This window comes from Corynebacterium sp. HMSC076D02 (assembly GCF_001813815.1).
Taxonomy (GTDB): domain Bacteria; phylum Actinomycetota; class Actinomycetes; order Mycobacteriales; family Mycobacteriaceae; genus Corynebacterium; species Corynebacterium simulans.
The window spans coordinates 344,995-363,082 of the sequence record NZ_KV814082.1 but is presented as its reverse complement, the minus strand read 5'-3'; the positions used below and the strand labels follow the sequence as shown (position 1 = coordinate 363,082).

The 18,088-nt window shown below is 59.2% G+C and carries 17 protein-coding genes; 12 read left to right on the top strand and 5 right to left on the bottom strand.

From position 1 onward, the window contains the following. Window positions 1–70: 70 nt before the first annotated feature. The 7 genes from ftsZ to HMPREF2935_RS12275 all read left to right on the top strand — a co-directional run bounded on the left by ftsZ (window position 71) and on the right by HMPREF2935_RS12275 (window position 5,463). Entirely contained in the window at window positions 71–1,393 is a 1,323-nt protein-coding gene (gene ftsZ / locus HMPREF2935_RS12305; RefSeq protein ID WP_070733417.1) for a cell division protein FtsZ, read from the top strand. 31 nt (window positions 1,394–1,424) lie between these two features. Further along, window positions 1,425–2,153, top strand: a complete 729-nt coding sequence (gene pgeF, locus HMPREF2935_RS12300) for a peptidoglycan editing factor PgeF (RefSeq protein ID WP_061923470.1) — start codon at window positions 1,425–1,427, stop codon at window positions 2,151–2,153. Continuing rightward, window positions 2,154–2,849: a YggS family pyridoxal phosphate-dependent enzyme gene (locus HMPREF2935_RS12295; RefSeq protein ID WP_062043967.1), complete on the top strand. Its 696-nt coding sequence runs from the start codon at window positions 2,154–2,156 to the stop codon at window positions 2,847–2,849. A 106-nt stretch (window positions 2,850–2,955) separates the two neighbouring features. Then, on the top strand, window positions 2,956–3,393 hold the full coding sequence (locus HMPREF2935_RS12290; RefSeq protein ID WP_061923465.1) for a cell division protein SepF: 438 nt from the start codon (window positions 2,956–2,958) through the stop codon (window positions 3,391–3,393). 126 nt (window positions 3,394–3,519) lie between these two features. After that, window positions 3,520–3,810, top strand: a complete 291-nt coding sequence (locus tag HMPREF2935_RS12285; RefSeq protein ID WP_070733415.1) for a YggT family protein — start codon at window positions 3,520–3,522, stop codon at window positions 3,808–3,810. A 235-nt stretch (window positions 3,811–4,045) separates the two neighbouring features. Then, a complete protein-coding gene (locus HMPREF2935_RS12280; RefSeq protein WP_062043973.1) occupies window positions 4,046–5,203 on the top strand; it encodes a DivIVA domain-containing protein in 1,158 nt (385 codons plus the stop codon). 59 nt (window positions 5,204–5,262) lie between these two features. Then, entirely contained in the window at window positions 5,263–5,463 is a 201-nt protein-coding gene (locus HMPREF2935_RS12275) for a hypothetical protein (RefSeq protein WP_061923455.1), read from the top strand. Window positions 5,464–5,520: 57 nt separating this feature from the next. Here HMPREF2935_RS12275 and HMPREF2935_RS12270 read toward each other — a convergent pair whose 3' ends face one another. Next, window positions 5,521–6,546, bottom strand: a complete 1,026-nt coding sequence (locus HMPREF2935_RS12270) for an HNH endonuclease signature motif containing protein (RefSeq protein ID WP_070733413.1) — start codon at window positions 6,544–6,546, stop codon at window positions 5,521–5,523. Window positions 6,547–6,891: 345 nt separating this feature from the next. Between HMPREF2935_RS12270 and ileS the strand changes: the two genes are divergently transcribed. Continuing rightward, window positions 6,892–10,068 (top strand): isoleucine--tRNA ligase, encoded by a 3,177-nt coding sequence (gene ileS, locus HMPREF2935_RS12265; protein WP_070733412.1) that lies wholly within the window; start codon window positions 6,892–6,894, stop codon window positions 10,066–10,068. A 359-nt stretch (window positions 10,069–10,427) separates the two neighbouring features. On the opposite strand, the gene HMPREF2935_RS12260 is transcribed toward ileS, so the two are convergent. Both HMPREF2935_RS12260 and HMPREF2935_RS12255 read right to left on the bottom strand, forming a co-directional pair. Continuing rightward, complete coding sequence (locus HMPREF2935_RS12260) at window positions 10,428–11,612, bottom strand: MFS transporter (protein ID WP_061923445.1); 1,185 nt, start codon at window positions 11,610–11,612, stop codon at window positions 10,428–10,430. A gap of 131 nt (window positions 11,613–11,743) precedes the next feature. Then, the gene (locus HMPREF2935_RS12255; protein WP_061923442.1) at window positions 11,744–12,385 is read right to left on the bottom strand and encodes a GntR family transcriptional regulator; all 642 of its coding nucleotides are present in this window, start codon (window positions 12,383–12,385) and stop codon (window positions 11,744–11,746) included. 168 nt (window positions 12,386–12,553) lie between these two features. Here HMPREF2935_RS12255 and HMPREF2935_RS12250 point away from each other — a divergent pair, with 168 nt between their 5' ends. Next, the gene (locus HMPREF2935_RS12250; protein WP_070733483.1) at window positions 12,554–13,981 is read left to right on the top strand and encodes a DNA polymerase IV; all 1,428 of its coding nucleotides are present in this window, start codon (window positions 12,554–12,556) and stop codon (window positions 13,979–13,981) included. Window positions 13,982–13,983: 2 nt separating this feature from the next. On the opposite strand, the gene HMPREF2935_RS12245 is transcribed toward HMPREF2935_RS12250, so the two are convergent. Next, a complete protein-coding gene (locus tag HMPREF2935_RS12245; RefSeq protein ID WP_061923439.1) occupies window positions 13,984–14,901 on the bottom strand; it encodes an asparaginase in 918 nt (305 codons plus the stop codon). Window positions 14,902–15,069: 168 nt separating this feature from the next. On the opposite strand from HMPREF2935_RS12245, the gene HMPREF2935_RS12240 reads away from it, so the two are divergent. Further along, complete coding sequence (locus HMPREF2935_RS12240; RefSeq protein ID WP_070456004.1) at window positions 15,070–15,714, top strand: WKL family lipoprotein; 645 nt, start codon at window positions 15,070–15,072, stop codon at window positions 15,712–15,714. A 48-nt stretch (window positions 15,715–15,762) separates the two neighbouring features. Here HMPREF2935_RS12240 and HMPREF2935_RS12235 read toward each other — a convergent pair whose 3' ends face one another. Continuing rightward, the gene (locus tag HMPREF2935_RS12235; protein ID WP_061923433.1) at window positions 15,763–16,722 is read right to left on the bottom strand and encodes a hypothetical protein; all 960 of its coding nucleotides are present in this window, start codon (window positions 16,720–16,722) and stop codon (window positions 15,763–15,765) included. A 74-nt stretch (window positions 16,723–16,796) separates the two neighbouring features. On the opposite strand from HMPREF2935_RS12235, the gene lspA reads away from it, so the two are divergent. Together lspA and HMPREF2935_RS12225 are read left to right on the top strand one after the other, a co-directional pair. Then, entirely contained in the window at window positions 16,797–17,282 is a 486-nt protein-coding gene (gene lspA / locus HMPREF2935_RS12230) for a signal peptidase II (RefSeq protein ID WP_070733410.1), read from the top strand. Further along, the coding region (locus tag HMPREF2935_RS12225; RefSeq protein ID WP_070733404.1) for an RluA family pseudouridine synthase at window positions 17,266–18,088 on the top strand (823 nt) is incomplete at its 3' end. The genes lspA and HMPREF2935_RS12225, both read left to right, overlap by 17 nt.

Here is an 18,088-nt window from a genome sequence, read left to right as displayed (position 1 = left end):
GTGAGAAAAAAGTCGCGTGCAATAAAAATCCTCGTTTACGCACCAACAGTGAAAGGTGAGCACCCCTCACATGATCTCAACTAGCAATAACCTCGCGGAAATCAAGGACGTCGGTGTCGGCGGCGGCGGCGTTAACGCCGTGAACCGCATGATCGAAGAAGGTCTGAAGGGCGTTCAGTTCGTCGCGATTAACACCGACTCCCAGGCGCTGATTTTCTCGGATGCTGACACCAAGCTCGATATCGGCCGCGAAGCCACCCGCGGTCTCGGCGCGGGCGCTAACCCGGAGGTTGGCAAGACCTCCGCAGAAGACCACAAGACTGAGATCGAGGATGCCCTGGAAGGCTCCGACATGGTCTTCGTTACCGCCGGTGAGGGTGGCGGCACTGGTACCGGCGCCGCTCCGGTCGTTGCTTCCATCGCGAAGAAGATGGGTGCGCTGACCGTCGGCGTTGTTACCCGTCCATTCAAGTTCGAGGGCGCACGCCGTACCCGCCAGGCAATGTCTGGCATCGAGGAGCTGCGCGACGTCTGCGACACGCTCATCGTTATCCCGAACGACCGCTTGATGCAGCTGGGTGGCGAGGAGCTGTCCATCGTCGAGGCATTCCGTGCAGCCGATGAGGTCCTGCACAACGGTGTCCAGGGTATTACGAACCTGATTACCATCCCGGGCATGATTAACGTCGACTTTGCCGACGTCCGCTCCGTCATGGCCGATGCCGGCTCCGCTCTCATGGGCATCGGCTCTGCACGCGGTGACAACCGTGCGCTCAATGCCGCTGAGCAGGCAATCAACTCCCCGCTGCTCGAGTCCACCATGGAAGGCGCAAAGGGTGTTCTGCTCTCCATCGCCGGCGGCTCTGATCTTGGTCTGCATGAGGTTAACGCCGCTGCATCCATGGTCGAGGAGCGCGCTGACGAAGACGCCAATATCATCTTCGGTACCATCATCGATGACAACCTGGGCGACGAAGTCCGCGTCACCATCATCGCCACCGGCTTTGATGCACAGGCCAACATGACCACCGCAGCTCAGCCGGCACCGTCCCAGCCGCAGCAGCAGCGTCCGGGCTCCCTGTTCGATAACCGCCAGGAAACTTCGGCACAGCAGTCGGTGCAGCAGTCGGCACAACAGCAGCCAATGCACCAGCAGCAGCCGGTACAGCAGCAACCGCGCTACGAGGAACCTGCGCAGCCGCGTTACGAGGAGCAGCCGGCTGAGACCTACCGTCCACGCCATTCCTCCAACGGTCTGTTCACCAGCTCCGATCGCTTTGCTCGTGAAGATCGCCGTGACGACTACCGCCTGTCCCGCCCGGCAGATCGTCGTGACGACCGTCGCCACGATGACGGCGATGATGATCTCGACGTGCCGTCCTTCATGCGCTAAAGCAGCAAAATACTGCGCTAACCTGGAGTGCATGCCAGTAAACGAGGAAGCACCTAAACGCCCCGTTCGCATGGTCTTTACGACTCGTGCGGGCGGGGTTTCGTCATCGCCTTACGACTCTTTCAACCTAGGCGACCACGTCGGCGATGACCCGGCAAACGTCGCCCATAACCGCGCCCGTCTCGCCAGGGTTCTCGGGCTCGATGAGATTGTGTGGATGGAACAGCTCCACACCAACACCGTTACGCGCGTCGACCGTAGCCATGTTGGCACCCCGGTGGCGGCGACCGATGCAATCGTCACTACCGAAAAACGCTTAGGACTCGGGGTTTTGGTTGCTGATTGCACCCCCGTATTGCTCAGCGACATCTCCGCCGGCGTTATCGCCGCTGCCCATGCTGGTCGGCTCGGTGCCCGCAACGGGATCATTCGCAACACGGTTACAACGATGTGCGAGCTGGGCGCGAGCCCCTCCAATATTCAAGTTCTTCTCGGCCCCGCCGCATCGGGACTGAACTATGAGGTGCCTGAGGCTATGGCAAACGACGTCGAGAAGCATTTGCCCGGGGCGAAGACCCGCACAAAGAAGGGCACCTGGGGCGTCGACGTGCGCAAGGGCCTTGTCCGTCAGCTGATGGGGATGGGAATTACCAACATTGAAGCGGACCCTCGCTGCACCATCGAAGACAGCGACTTCTTTTCTTACCGCCGCGAAGGCACTACCGGACGCCAAGCCGGTGTTATTTGGTTGGAGGCATAAATGACACGCAAGCAGCAATTACAGGAAAACCTCGAGCGCACCCGCGCTGATATCGCAGAAATCGCCAAGAATGCCGGCCGTCCTGCGCCCGAACTGCTGCCGGTGACCAAGTTCCACCCGGCTGCCGACGTCGCGCTTCTCGCCGAGCTTGGTATCACTGACGTCGCCGAGAACCGCGAACAAGAAGCCCGTGCCAAGGCGGCGGAGTTGCCGCAGATGCGTTTCCATATGATTGGCCAGATTCAGACGAAGAAGGCCAATCACGTCGCGCGGTGGGCACAAAGCGTGCATTCGTTGGATACGGAAAAGCTTGCGCGTGCGTTGGACCGGGGCGTCGGCAATGCTCTGCAAGCGGGCGAGCGCGAAGGAAAACTGCCGGTGTTCATCCAGCTCTCCCACGACGGAGATACTGCGCGCGGGGGAGTAGCCTATGCGGATGTCGATGAGCTTGTGGGCCTCGTGGAGGATCTCGACAACCTCGAACTGCGCGGTTTCATGGTCGTTCCGCCCCTAGATGCGGACCCCGTCGAAGTTTTTGCCCGAGTTCGCAAGCTCTGTGACGAGGTGAGCGGCCGCCTTGGACGGAAGCTTTTGATGTCGGCGGGAATGAGCGCAGATATGGCTGTGGCGATTGCCGCGGGAAGCGATATCGTGCGTGTCGGAACCGGCATCATGGGACCCCGCCCATTAGGTTAAGTGGCAACGCAAAAGCGCATTTCACGGGTGCAATTCACTGCTTTCACATGAGTAACATTCGCACCAAATAACATGCTCAACAATTAGGGTCAGAGGGAGACCAGAAATGTCATTGATTGATAGGACGAAAGAGTTCTTCGGACTGGGTCCGGTGGACATCGAAGCGGACGATGCATACTACGCAGACGAGCGCAGCTATGAGTCCAACGGCTCTGCTGCTTACGCGCCGCGCTCTTTCGAGCCGGCAGCGCAGGAGGAGTTCGTTCCGACTATCGTCGCGCTTTCCCTCGTTTCCTTCAACGATGCCGCCAAGGTCGGCGCACCGTTCCGTGATGGCGACGCCGTTGTCTTTGAGCTGACCGATGCGGACAAGGCGTCGGCAAAGCGTTTCATTGACTTTGCTGCTGGCCTGTGCTTCGGTCTCGAGGGTCGCATGCTCAACCTGACCAAGGGTATGGACACCGACCGTCGCGTTTTCGCCATCGTGCCGAAGGATGCAGGCATCTCCACCCTGGAGCTCGAGCGCGCAGCGCACCTGCGTTAAGCAGAAGCTTTTAAAGTAGCGCCGTCTTATCTTTCCTCTAAGTGTTGGTGGGGGAAGGGTAGGGCGGCGTTCGCCATTAGCGAGCCGAGTGCCGAACACGGGGGTAATTCATATAGGCTCGAGCGGGTGAGCATTATCGGATATAGTTTGTTGCTGCTTCTACGCATCTTCTCGTGGATTTTGGCCCTGCGAATCATCATCGAGATGATTCAGTCTTTCTCGCGCCAATTTAACCCACCGCGGTGGTTCATGGTGGTGGCAGAGCCGCTGTTTGTAGTTACTGACCCGCCAGTAAAGGCGCTCCGCCGCGTGGTCCCGCCGCTGCGTCTGGGTGGTGTGGCACTGGACATGTCCATCCTTGTTTTGTTCCTGATTTTGATGCTCTTGCAACTGATTGTTGTTGGAGTGTTCTTGTAGTGCGGGTGTATTAAAACCTCCCGTTAACGTTGAGACTGCGTGCAACGTTAGATAATGTGGGCTTTTGGATATAGTCTTTACTGATATTCCGTAAAATTAAACGCACAAGTTCTTTGTTAGCGCGTCCTGTGTAGACACCTGAGTTCAGAATTTAGGTACTCTCGGGATACGTTTACATCTCCCAAAAACTCCGGACCCACCGGAGTTGCACCGACTCGAAGGGGAAGAGAAGTCAATGCCACTGTCACCAGCTGATGTTCACAACGTCGCTTTTAGCAAGCCGCCAATTGGCAAGCGTGGCTACAACGAGGATGAGGTCGACCAGTTCCTAGACCTTGTCGAGGACACCCTTGCCCAGCTGCAGGACGAGAATGATGACCTGCAGTCTCAGGTAGAGCAGCTGCAGTCCAAGGGCGGCGCTGGTGCTGTAGCGGGTGCCGCTGCAGGGTCCGCAGCTACTACGGGTGCAGACGAAGCTACCCTCCGTAAGGAGATCGAGTCCAAGCTGCGCGCTGAGTACGAGACCAAGCTTGCTGATTCCAAGAATGAAGTTGCCAAGGCTAAGGAAGAAGCAAAGCGTGCGCAGGAACAGGCAAAGAACGCTGAGTCCGCTAAGGCTTCGGCTGCTGCTTCCTCGAACAACGATGCTGAGCTGAAGGCTGCACGGGAGGACGCCGCAAAGGCAAAGCAAGAGCTCGAGGCAGCTCGGGCAGAGGCTACTCAGGCTAAGAAGGACCTCGAGGCTTCCAAGAAGGAGAACGAGGACCTGAAGAAGAACGCTGGCTCTGCAAAGACCGCAGCGGCTTCTGGTCTGGCTGGTGCAGGTGTTGGCGCTGCCGCAACCAAGGCTGCCGACGGCCTGGCTACCCCAGAGACCCACATGCAGGCAGCTCGCGTTCTGGGCTTGGCGCAGGAGATGGCAGACCGCCTGACCTCCGAGGCAAAGGCAGAGTCCGAGTCCATGCTCTCCGAGGCACGCACTGCTGCCGAGAAGCAGCTGATCGATGCTGATTCCCGCTCCAAGGCACAGCTCGTAGACGCTCAGCAGAAGTTCGACGCACAGCTCGCAGACGCTGATACTCGCTCCAAGAAGCTGGTTTCCGAGGCTGAGGCTAAGGCAAAGCAGACCGAGTCCGAGGCTAACTCCCGCGCTGAGGCACAGATTCGCCAGGCAGAGGAGAAGGCTGCTGCCCTGCAGGCTGACGCTGAGAAGAAGCACACCGAGGTCATGAACACCGTCAAGCAGCAGCAGACGGCTCTTGAGGCTCGTATCGCTGAGCTGCGCACCTTCGAGCGCGAGTACCGCACCCGTCTGAAGACCCTGCTGGAGTCCCAGCTGGAGGAGCTTGAGACTCGCGGCACCGCTGCTCCTAACGGCGAGGCTGGCAAGTAAAAGCTATTTATAAAGCGCCCTTCCGAGTATCCGGAAGGGCGCTTTTTCTGGAGGTTTAAATGCTTGTTGCAGCACTCGTCTTGGCGTTCGTGGCTTTCCTAGCTCTCGTCAACTTCATTCTGACTGCAGCTGATTGGTCGCTGTATCTTCTCTTCGCTTCTGCCGGCCTAGGCATGGTGCTGTTCGTGATAGACGGTCTACGCAAGCGCAAACCTGATCTTGCGCAGGACGAGGAGGCAGGGGAGTACCCTGCCTCCTAGATTGTGGCGCATTGCCCTGACAGTGCATTGCATATAGTCGTGGTTGTTGCCTTTTTGCTAGCCGCGCTGCCAGCGCACCTTTCCATCGACCCTGGCTAACCTACCGCGTAACGGCGGGGCGTTAGGGTCGTCCTCGTTCACGCCGTTGTGGTAATGACACAAAGTCGCAAGATTTGCCATGTTCGTTGGGCCTCCCTGCGACCAGGCGTTTAAGTGATGCACCTGACTAGTATCTGCCGGGTGATTACAACCTGGCCAAGCACAGGTGGGATTTTCCGCTCCCGCCATCAGTCTTTGCTTGTGGTTGGCAAAGCGCTTCGTGCGATAGAGATTCACTGGCCCCTCATGTGGATGCACGAGTGTGGCGAAGTCAAGGCACGAGTCCAGTGCTCTTCTCACGAATTCCGCGCCGGACATGACGGCGCCGTTTGTCATTTGCAGGCTTATCTCCTCGCCGTCGCCCTGCAAGATCTTTGCCAGCGCGGGCAGTTGTACGATGACGTTGGTATGTACCCGCGGCCTTTCTCCGGTTGCGCTAGACACCCTTGTTGAGTCCTTAGCAGCGGGGAAGAAGAGGTTCTCCAAAGACTCCAGGGGAGAAGCAGGGTCGATAGCCGCATGCATATCCGCGATTAAAGTCGATGGGCCGGTGATCGCCAAAGTCCATGGCTTATCCTTGCGGCGATAAAGCTTTACTCCTTGCTCTGGCTCGCGCTCGCTATTGAGCGCCTTCAGCTTTTTCTTCGCTAGCTGCTCCATCGCGAGGGTATCGGCCTTGGTATTGCACAGTTCCTCGCGCATCTGCCACGCCGCACGTTGGGTCTTCGCGCGCATTGCGTAGCGTTCGATAACTTCGATTGTGGGCAGGGAATGGCCAAGCCTTTGCGCCGCGGCCACGGAATCGCGTTGCCGGCGGGGGAAAGCGGAGCGGCCAAAGAAGACGTCGTAAAGCGCGAGCAATTGCTGTGCCGTTTTATCCGGCGCGCCAGCCGAAATCAAAGCCTTTTCAGACAGCCCTGCGCACCCAGCCACGATGTCCATGCCTGGGCGTATTGCCGCTAAGAATGTCTGAAGTGAAGTCATGAACCCCACCCTAAAAAGCCCTATCGACAAGGCACAAGGGGCAATTTTCAACCTGTGGATAACTTTGTCTCAACCGACTCATTGATATCCATTTGCACCACTCGGGAACCTCAGCCTGTGAAAAGTTGACGCCGTGGGTATAATTTCCTCACGTATGCAATGATCCGGCCATCACCGGGGAGCATCTCGGAAGAACCTAAGCCACAGAGCTTAAAAGTAGAACCGAGCGGGTGGGACCGAAATCTCCTTCACCGAAACGAAGCGGGCGCATTTTCGCGCCAAGCAGGGTGGTACCGCGAGCCGCAAGGCGCGTCCCTGCACCAGCACTCGAGTGAAGGAAGATTAATGAGCGAAAACGTAGGCGGTGTCTACCCCAAGGTAGACATGACCGGTGGTTCCACCCGTTTCCCCGACATGGAGGAAATCGTCCAGAAGTTCTGGAAGGAAGACGATACCTTCAAAGCCAGCTTGGACCAGACCAAGGATTGTCCTGAGTACATCTTCTATGATGGCCCTCCCTTCGCGAATGGCCTGCCACACTACGGTCACCTCCTGACCGGCTACGTCAAGGACATCGTCCCTCGTTACCGCACGATGGCAGGCAATTATGTGCCACGTATCTTCGGTTGGGATACCCACGGCTTGCCGGCTGAGTTGGAGGCGGAAAAGCAGCTGGGCATCACGGACAAGGCTCAGATTCAGGACATGGGTCTAGCCAAGTTCAATGAGTACTGCGAGAAGTCCGTTATGCAGTATGCAGATGAGTGGGAAGACTACGTCAACCGCCAGGCACGCTGGGTTGATTTCGAGAACGGCTACAAGACGCTCGATATCAACTACATGGAATCTGTTATGTGGGCTTTCAAGGAGCTCTACGATAAGGGCCTTATCTACCAGGGCTTCCGCGTGCTGCCTTATTCCTGGGCGGAGCATACTTCGCTGTCTAACCAGGAAACTCGCCTGGATGATTCTTATAAGATGCGCCAAGACCCGACGCTGACGGTGACTTTCCCGGTTACTGGTGCGAAGGCTGATTCGGCGGCTGCGGAGACGCTTTCCGCACATCCTGCGCTTGCCGACGCCTCCTTCCTCGCCTGGACTACGACACCTTGGACTTTGCCGTCGAATGCTGCATTGGCGGTCCACCCTGAGGTTAACTATGTCCTGTTCAAAGCTACGGATGGCGACTTCGCGGGCCACACGTTCATCATGGCCGAGGCTTTGACGGCGACGTTGGCTAAGGAACTCGGCGAGGTAGAAGTCCTCGAAACTTTCCAGGGCAATCAGTTGGAAGGCTTTACCTACCAGCCGATCTTCGGTTTCTTCCCAGATCTGGAGAACGCCTACCAGGTCATCCTTGCAGATTACGTCACCACTGAAGACGGCACCGGCGTGGTTCACCAGGCTCCAGCCTTTGGTGAGGACGATATGTTGACCTGCCAGAAGTACGGCATCGAACTTGCCATCCCAGTGGATGAGGACGGCGAGTTTACCTCGCAGGTTCCGCCGTATGAGGGCCAGTTGGTCTTCGATGCGAACAAGGACATCATCAAGGATCTTAAAGCTGCTGGCCGCGTGGTTCGCCACGTGACGATTGAGCACTCCTACCCGCACTCTTGGCGTTCGGGCGAGCCTCTTATTTACAAGGCAATGCCGGCGTGGTTTGTGAAGGTGACCGAGTTCCGTGACCGCATGGTGGAGCTAAACCACAACGAAATCGAGTGGTTGCCGGAGCATATCCGCGATGGCCAGTTCGGTAAGTGGCTGGAAGGCGCACGAGATTGGAACATCTCTCGTACTCGCTACTGGGGTGCACCGATTCCGGCGTGGGTTTCCGATAACCCGGAGTACCCGCGCGTTGATGTCTACGGTTCTTTGGATGAGCTGGAGGCAGACTTCGGCGTGCGTCCTACCTCCTTGCACCGCCCATACATCGATGAGCTGACCCGCCCGAACCCGGATGACCCGACGGGCAAGTCCATGATGGTTCGTGTGCCGGACGTGCTGGATTGCTGGTTCGAGTCTGGTTCGATGCCGTTTGCACAAAAGCACTACCCGTTTGAGAACAAAGAGTGGTTCGAGACGCATTCGCCGTCTGACTTCATCGTGGAGTACTCGGGCCAGACGCGTGGTTGGTTCTACGTGATGCACGTACTGTCTACGGCGCTGTTTGACCGTCCGGCGTATAAGAAGGTCGTCGCTCACGGCATCGTCTTGGGCAATGATGGTCTGAAGATGTCGAAGTCTAAGGGCAACTACCCGAACGTCAACGAGGTCTTTGACCGCGATGGTTCGGATGCGATGCGCTGGTTCTTGATGTCCAGCCCGATTCTGCGCGGCGGCAATCTGATCGTCACGGAGCAGGGCATCCGCGAGGGCGTGCGCCAGGCTATTTTGCCGATCTGGAATGCGTATACCTTCCTGCAGCTCTACGCGAGCCGCGAGGCGAAGTTTGATGTCACTTCGGGCAATGTTCTTGACCGCTACATCCTGGCTAAGACCCATGACTTGGTGGAGCATACCGATGCGGCGCTGGCGAATACTGATATCGCTGCGGCGACGGAGGAGGTGCGTCACTTCGCGGACGTGCTGACCAACTGGTACGTGCGTCGCTCGCGTGACCGCTTCTGGTCGGGCGAGGAAGAGCACGCAGAGGCCTTTAACACCCTCTACACCGTGCTGGAGACTGTCACCCGCGTGGTGGCTCCGCTGCTGCCACACGTGGCTGAGGTCATCTACCGCGGCTTGACCGGTGAGCGCTCCGTGCACCTGGCTAGCTACCCGAAGGCTGAGGATTACCCGGCTGATGCGGAGCTGGTTTCCGCGATGGACGCGGTGCGTGCGGTAGCTTCCGCAGCATCGAGTGTGCGTAAGTCCAACAAGCTGCGTAACCGCCTGCCGCTGCCGAAGCTGACCGTGGCCATGGCTGATTCCGCGCAGCTCGCTGACTTTGCGGACATCATCCGCGATGAGGTCAACGTGAAGGATGTCGTTCTGACCGACGACGTCGATTCCGTGGGCACCTTCGAGGTTGTCTGTAATGCAAAAATCGCGGGTCCGCGCTTGGGCAAGGACGTCCAGCGCGCAATCAAGAACCTGAAGGCGGGTAATTACGAGCGCCGTGGTGACGAGGTTGTCGTTGACGGCGATATCGTTCTGGGCGCTGATGAGTACACCGAGCGTCTGCAGGCGGCGAACCCGGCATCGACGGCGCGTATCGACGGCATCGATGGCCTCGTGGTCTTGGACACCGAGGTGACCGAGGAGCTCGAGGCAGAAGGCTGGGCCGCCGACGTCATCCGCGGCCTGCAGGATGCCCGTAAAGCCGAGGACTTTGAAGTCTATGACCGCATCAGCGTTGTCCTGTCCGTTCCGGCCGAGAAGGAAGAATGGGCACAGCGTCACGCGGAGCACATTGCGGCCGAGGTTCTGGCCACCGAGTTCAATGTGGTTACCGAGCCTCTCGAAGGCCACAAGGTGGTCAAGGACGTCACCGCGACCGTCGCGCGCACGAACGTATAGACACCTGGATGTCAGAGCTTAAGTGAATAATGCCCGGAAGGAGATAGTGTCTCCTTCCGGGCGCGTTTCTTTTGGCCAGTTAACCGGGTATTTTTCTATGTAGATTTGCAGGTATGCGAATCGAACACATGTCCATGTACGTACAGGGCTAAAGGCCTATTTTCTGAGTTTCGAAGACGGTGCCCGTTTCGAAATCATGGCGCGACTAGGCCATGAAAAGCGGCTAGCTTCGGCTGGGTGGAATCATTTGGCATTGTCTGTGGGTAGCCGCGAGAAGGTAAATCGTCTCGCGGCGTATGGATACTATGAATTCGCCTTTCTTGATGCGGAGGTGACTATTTAGGCCACAGTGCGCAAAGTCAGCGCTGTGCGCCGGGCAGGTGCGCGCGCCAGGCAATGGTGACGTTGATTAGACACAAAATGGCCAAAATGCTGCCGATGATGAAAAGCTTCGTAAATCCGATGTAGGCCGATAGCGCGCTAAACGCCATAGGGATGAAGAAGCCGGTATAGGAGATGGAGTAGTACACGGCGGTGAGGCCTGCCAGCTCCTCTTCACCGGCGATCCGCTGGACCTCGGAGAGTCCGGCGACAAGGGCGAGGCCGTAGCCAGCGCCCATCGTGGCGGCAGCGGCGATGCCCAAAGGCAGCGACAACGTCTGCGCTGCGAAGGCCGCGACGAAAGCCCCGAGCGTAATAACCGCCATGGCGATCGCGGATGCTCGGGCGGACTTATGGGTATCGATGAGGCGTCCGAGCATTTGCACGCCAACGCCGCAGCCTAAAGTAATGACGGTCATGAGGCCGGAGAACGCAATGGGCGTTTGCCCCGCAGACGTGGCGAGCAACTGCGGGAGCAAGGCATAGGCGGCACCGGCACATCCGAATACCCACGGGGCAACGGGAACGACCACGCGCAGGAAGCGCTTGTGAGCGGCGGCCGGGATATGCAGCATTTCGAGCATCTCGCGAACCTTCAGCTCCAAGATTGTGGTCTTTACCGTACCGTGGCGTGGCTCACGAGTTTCCGGAGTATACGTCAGCCAAACCGCAGTCGCGAGAGTCAGCAGAATGTGCAGGATATAAGCTAAGTGCGTGGGCCAAGGGCCCCATTGCGCCAGTACCGAGGCAATTCCGGCGCCTACCAAGAATCCGATGGTAAGGCACAGCGAAGCTTTTCTTGCACCGGCTGCGGGGTCCCCTCCAGCCCGGGAGACAAGCTCGGTAATCCACGTGGAACCCACCGCCATAACAAGGCCCAGCGCCATGCCACACAGCACGCGACCTAGCGCGATGATAAGCGGCTCATGCGGAGCGATGGACAGCAGGAAAGATCCCAGCAGCGACAAAGGCGCGGCCGGCAGGAGAGTAGGCTTGCGGCCGATGAGGTCGGATAGCGGGCCTCCCACAAGCAACGCGGGGACGATTCCTAAGACATATGCCGCGAGCAAACCATTTACGGTCACCTGTGAAAAGTGCGAAGTCTCGCGGTACATCACCAACAATGGGGTGAACTCGTTGCCGCCCCACGCGACCGCCACCATTGAACCGGCGACGGGAAACCACGAATGAGGCCTAAACGAAGGCAACACCGCCGGCGCCGGCGATGCGCTAGGCACGGACTCAGTCGCGGGCACATGGGAAAGCGACGATGTGGATGTTGAGGTTTGAGCGGTCACAGTTGATTCCTAGAAGTAGTCAGGTGGTCTTCGAGTTCGGTGAGGTAGGTGGAGTAGTTGCCGTGGCGGAGGGCTTCGGCAAGCAGGCGGTGCTGGGCGACGAAGCCACGCGCTCGCTCCACATTGCGGCCAATTGCCGTGGCTGTGAAGCGCTGCTGACGCTCGCGCAGCGTGTGACCGAGATGGGCAAGCAGGCTATTGCCGCCGTTGTCCATGATGGTTTGGTGGAAACGCGCATCGAGGTGGGCGTATGTGCGCAGGTCACCGGCGTTGAGCGCGGCGTCTTGTTCCGCGATGGTCGCATCGAGGCGATCAGCAATGACGGCGCGCTCTGCGGCGGGGAGGGCGCAGATATGGCGGGCGGAGTGGGCGTCGACAAGCAGGCGCGCCTCGTAGACCTCGCGAATCTCGCGCGGGCTGATCGGGACCACCAGCGCGCCGCGTTTGGGATAGAGCTTCAAAAAGCCCTCAACTTCCAAGCGGAGGAAGGCCTCGCGCATGGGAGTCCTGCTCATCCCGAGCTCTGAAGCGATGACTGCCTCGGAGAGCATCTCGGATTCGGCAATGTCACCTTCGATGATTGCACGCTTGACCCATTCATAGGCGCGCTCGGCGGCTGGCGTACTTGCATTCGACATGCATTCATCTTGCATACAAGCCACGAGCGTTGTCTAAAAAATCGTGCTATTAGTGAGGCGGTGATCACCTTCGTGCTTTATGAGATCTGCAAGACTTTTCGCGTGTTTTCCATGCTAGAAAGCTGGGCAGTGCATGACATTTAGGACGCATGTTCTAAAATGGGGCGCATGCAGCGTTGGGTTTTACACATCGACATGGACGCTTTCTTCGCGTCCGTCGAGCAGCTGACCCGGCCGACGTTGCGTGGGCGCCCGGTGTTGGTCGCGGGCGTCGGCGGGCGCGGCGTCGTGGCGGGCGCATCCTATGAGGCCCGCGCGTTCGGCGCCCACTCAGCTATGCCCACTTTCCGCGCCCAGCAGCTGGTTGGTCTGCGCGGAGTGGTGGTGCAGCCGCGGCACGTGGTGTACTCGGCGGCGTCGAAAAGAGTGTTTAAGATTCTCGCGGAACACGTGGGAGTTATAGAGCAGCTTTCCGTTGATGAGGCCTTTATGGAGCCTGAAGCTTTGATCGGCGCGAGCCCAGAAGAAGTAAAAGAATGGGCAGATAACCTGCGGGAGCTGATTCGTGCGGAGACTGGCCTGCCGAGTTCGATTGGGGCGGGTTCGGGTAAGCAATTTGCCAAGATTGGTTCTGGGGAGGCGAAGCCGGACGGCACGTTTGTGATTCCAGCAGAAAAACAGTTGGAGATTCTCCACCCCATGCCGGTGGGAAAGCTGTGGGGCGTAGGGCCTGTAACGAGGACGAAGCTCGCGGCTATCGGTGTGGAGACCATCGGGCAGCTGGCGGCGATGTCGCAAAAAGAAGTGGAGATTTCTTTAGGCGCGACGATTGGTGTGGGTTTGTGGAAGCTCGCTCAAGGCATCGACGACAGGGCGGTGGCCCCGCGCGCAGTGGCCAAGCAGATTTCCACGGAGCATACCTATCCTAAGGATTTGCTCACGGTAGCGGAGGTAGACGCTGCGATTGTGAGGGCGGCGGAGGGCGCGCATCGGCGCTTGCTTCGCGACGGCCGCGGTGCCCGCACCGTCTCCGTCAAACTGCGGATGGCAGATTTCCACATCGAATCGCGCTCGGCCACGCTTCCTTATGCCACGGATGATGTGGAAACCTTAAAAGCAACGGCATTCAAGCTCGCGCGCTATCCCGATGAGCTTGGTCCGATTCGTTTGGTGGGCGTGAGCTATTCGGGCTTGGAGGCCGCGCGCCAAGACGTACTCTTTCCTGAGCTGGACCGCGTGGTGGTGCGCCCGCCGAGTAAAGCGGACGATGACTACGAGGCCGGAGTTTCGGATAACGCATTTGATGAGGGGCGCGTGGAAGTAAGCATCGAGGACGAACCCGATAGCACGTGGCGGGCAACGCAAGACGTTTATCATCCCGATTATGGCCACGGCTGGATTCAGGGCGCCGGTCACGGTGTGGTCAGCGTGCGGTTTGAAACGCGTGCGACAGGCCCCGGCCGCACCAAATCCTTTGCTGCTGATGATCCGGATCTAATGCCCGGGGACCCACTTGATTCTTTGGCATGGCCGGAGTGGTTTGTGCAGGACGCTGATCCGGATGCTGAACCAGGCACTGAGTCAGGCGCTGTGTAAAGCTAGCGCGAGTATTGTTTCGGCGCTGCTTTGGCGGCGAAAACTTCGGAGACGGGAGTGCCGGTGGCGAGGGCGGCGGCGAGAAGGATTCGCGCTTGACCGGGGCGGAAAGCGCCAGCACTAACCGCGCCTTTATCGGCAAGCGTTGCACCACCCCCGGAGCCGCCGTAGGCGAGGGAAGTAGTGCCGTAGGGCACGCGGGTGCTGATGGCAACGGGAAGGCCTGCTTCGAGTGCGCGCGCTACGCCTTCGCCCATACCTTCGCCCATGTTTCCGGAACCGAGCGCCTCGATGACGAGGCCCGAAAAGTGGGGAATGGCGGCGTCGACAAGCGTGGCGTCAGCGCCGGGGTACGCGGCAAGGATGGCAACCGGGTGTGGTGCGAGTGGGGCAAGCGGTAGGGGAAAGAGATTGGATTCGCCAACGGGCATCGATTCAAAGCCGTTGAGATGAAAGGTGTGGTTCTTGCGTGCCCCGCGCGCCGGGATGGTCATGCCTCCGAACTGGATATAAACACCGGGGGTTCCTTGCTCGATGAGGTGCAGGCTGTCGTGGAGGTTGCGCGGACCGTCGCCTCCGGGATGATCGAAAGACCGCTGCGCGCCTGTGAGAACAACGGGCTTTGTGCCCGGATCAAAAATGGAAAGCGCCATGGCGGTTTCTTCCATGGAATCCGTGCCATGGGTGATGAGGATGCCGTCGATGTCGGTGCGGGTGAGTTGCACGTGGACGGTGCCGAGCAGCTCATCGAGATCCGCCAAGGTGATGGAGCTGGAGTCGAGTTGGCGGAATTCGATGACTTCAATGTCTGCCGAAAGGCTACGGGCCAGTTCCTGGCCGGTGACTGTTGGAATGAGCGAGCCGTCCGCGGCCGCGGTGCAGGCGATGGTGCCGCCGGTGGCGATAAGCGCGATAGTCATGGACTCCACCCTAGCGATTAGCGGCGGGGTATTAGTAGCGAAAAAGATGGTGTTGGCGGGCGCGGGGCGCACGGAAATGGAAGTGGCGTGGGTAATGTGGTGTGAAGAAAAGCGACAATTATCGCGCGCTAAGATGCGAAGTCGCGCCACCCAACGTGAGGAGAAAAAGTGAAGTTCACCAAGCTCGGGGCCGCTCTCATGGCCGTTAGTGCTGCTACCGCTTTGGCTGCCTGCTCTTCTTCCGATGAAGCTGACAAGGCAAAACCATCATCTGCTGAGAAGTCCTCGAGTGCAGAGGAGACCTCAATTGCCTCCACTGAGATTCCGGATGCAGCTGCCCTCAACGCCATCCTGACCAAGGCCACCGACCCGAACGTGCCGGTCGAGGAAAAGACCAAGACCGTGCAAGGCTCCGAGGAGGCGCCAGAGCTTTTCGACGTCATGGCAGCCTCCCAGGCAGAGTCCGGCGCAGTTTTTGAGGTCGTCGACCCAGTGCTGCCGGGCTACAGCCCAGAATCCGCGCTGGCTACCGTTAACTTCTCTACCCCGGATGGCCAGGGCCAGACCGCAGACCAGGTTGAGTTTGTCTTCGAAAACGGCGACTGGAAGCTGTCGAAGAACTGGGCCTGCATCTTGGTTTCCAACATCGTGCCGCCAGAGCAAGTCCCGCCGATGTGCGCGGATACCGCAGGCGGCGCTGCAGGTGCGCCGGCAGAAAACGCTCCGGCCGAGCAGCCAACAGAGGGCGCTCCGGCAGAACAACCCGCCGAGCAGCCGGCAGAAGGTGCGCCAGCCGAGCAGCCGGCGCAGTAACAAGCGAACAAGCGCTAGAAAAGAAGAGCTAAAACTCGAAGCCGGGAACTACTTAGCTGGGGAGAACTTCAGATCTGTGGTGGTGGACTGCACCACGCGCAGGTCGGAGGAGTCGGCGCCGTAGGTGATTTTGGTGTCGATGGCCACCTCGCCGTCGGTTGGCAGCGGCTGCGATAGGTCCACGGTCAGCTGGCCAGAGGAATCGGTTGTGGAGTCCATGACCTTGAGCTCTTTATCAGCCAGCTCCGTGCCCGCGGCTTGCCCTTCGAAAGACAGCGCGCCCAGGGATGGGCGCTGCTTTACAGAAACACTGAGCTTGACGACGTCGCCGTCCTGCTCATCCAGCGTATAAGTTGCGGTTTGCAGCAAAGTGGACTCGCCGGCCACGCGGGATTCCACTGACCACTTTGCGCCCTTGCCGATTTCCTCGTCCGGGAAGACTACAGGTAGGGAAGTCAGCTTCATGATGGCCTGTTCAGTAATGCCACGGGCCTCGTCGGTGCCGTCTTGTGGCGCGGCCAAGCGCAGCGAAGACATCTGGCCCGAGTCCTCGGCACGCCAGCCAAACTGGAATCCCTCGCCGGAGGAAGCATCAGCATCCCCGGAGTATTCCGGCGTGCCGCTGGTGGCAAAAACGTTGCGGGTAGCAGGCAGCTGGCCCTCGACGTTCTCGGTAGCCTCATCGACGCTGGCCTCTAGCGGCAGCGTCGTGGTGGCCGCCTTAATCTTGGAGGCATTGAAGTCCTTGGCAGCTGTTGACTTCATCAGGTCCTGGCTAAAGCCCTCGGTTACGGAATAGGTGACTTTCTGCTCGGCATCGATGTCGTGGTAGGAAAGCACCCGCTTTTCTCCGCTGCCTGCGGATTCGACGGTGATGCGCGGGGCGTCGATTGGCAGGCCCACCGGCTGCTCAACGGTTGGCGCAGGCTTTTCATAGGAGCAGGCGCTAAGCGGTGAGGCGGCGAGCGCGAGGACAGAAACGGTGGCTAAAGCTTTAACACGGAACACAGCATTCCAAATTACCGGAAGCGGGTGTTTAGAATGACTTGGGTGAGTCAAAAAGAAGGAGTTTCGTTGGGCTGATGGCCGCGGTAGTTACCGCGGTGGCCGTCATTGACCAAGCAGTAAAGCAAATAATGCTGTCCATCCTCACTGAGGGGGAGCCGATGAATATTATCGGCGGATGGTTCCGCTTCTACCTTCTGTTTAACCCCGGCGCGGCCTTTTCTATGGGCGGCGAGGGCAGTACTTGGCTGTTTACCACCATTCAGCTGGCATTCGTCGTGGGCGTGGCTATCGCGGCGCCGCGGATGAAGGACAAATGGCAGGCCGTGAGCTTAGCCATGATCGCCGGCGGCGCGCTGGGTAACCTCATCGACCGACTCTTCCGCGAGCCGGGCTTTTGGTTTGGTCATGTAGTGGATTACATCTCCGTGGGACGGTTCGCAGTATTTAATCTGGCGGATGCCTCGATTACCTGCGGCGTAGTGGTATTCATTGTGGCGATGTTGCTGGAAGATACAAAGAAGCAAGCAGAAAAGGCAGGTGGCGATGCGCGAGAGTCGTAGACTTCCGATTCCAGAAGGCCTCGAGGGCATGCGTGCCGACGCCGCCTTGGCCAAGCTCATCGGTATCTCCCGGGCAAAGGCTGCGGATTTGTGCATGGCTGGCGACGTCGAGATGGACGGTGCTGCGGTAGCCAAGTCCGACCGCTTGGAGGCAGGCGGCTGGATTGACGTCATGATGCCCGCGCCGGAGGAGCCGCTGATTCCGAAGGAAGAACTCGTCGAGGGCATGGATGTGCTCTATGCCGATGACGATGTCATCTGCGTGCACAAGCCGGTGGGCGTGGCAGCGCATCCGACGCTGGGCTGGGAAGGCCCCACGGTCATCGGCGGTTTGCGCGCGGCGGGCTACCAGCTTGCCGACGCGGGGCCTACCGAACGCAAGGGCATCGTCCACCGCCTTGACGTCGGCACCTCGGGCGTGATGGTGGTGGCCGCAAGTGAGCGCGCCTATTCGCAGCTGAAGGCAGCGTTTAAAGAACGCACCGTGACCAAGACCTATCACGCGGTGGTCCAGGGCCTCCCGGACCCGATTGTGGGAACCATCGATGCGCCGATTGGCCGCCATCCCTCCTCCGGCTGGAAGTTTGCGGTGGTAGACGATGGCAAGCACGCCGTGACCCACTACAAGCTACTTGAAGCCTTTCGCGAGGCCAGCCTGCTCGAGGTACACCTAGAAACTGGGCGCACCCACCAGATTCGCGTGCACATGGCGGCAACGGGGCATCCCTGCGTGGGCGATCCCATGTATGGCTGCGATCCGAACCTGGCCAAGCGCCTGCGGCTGGTTAGGCAGTGGCTGCATGCGG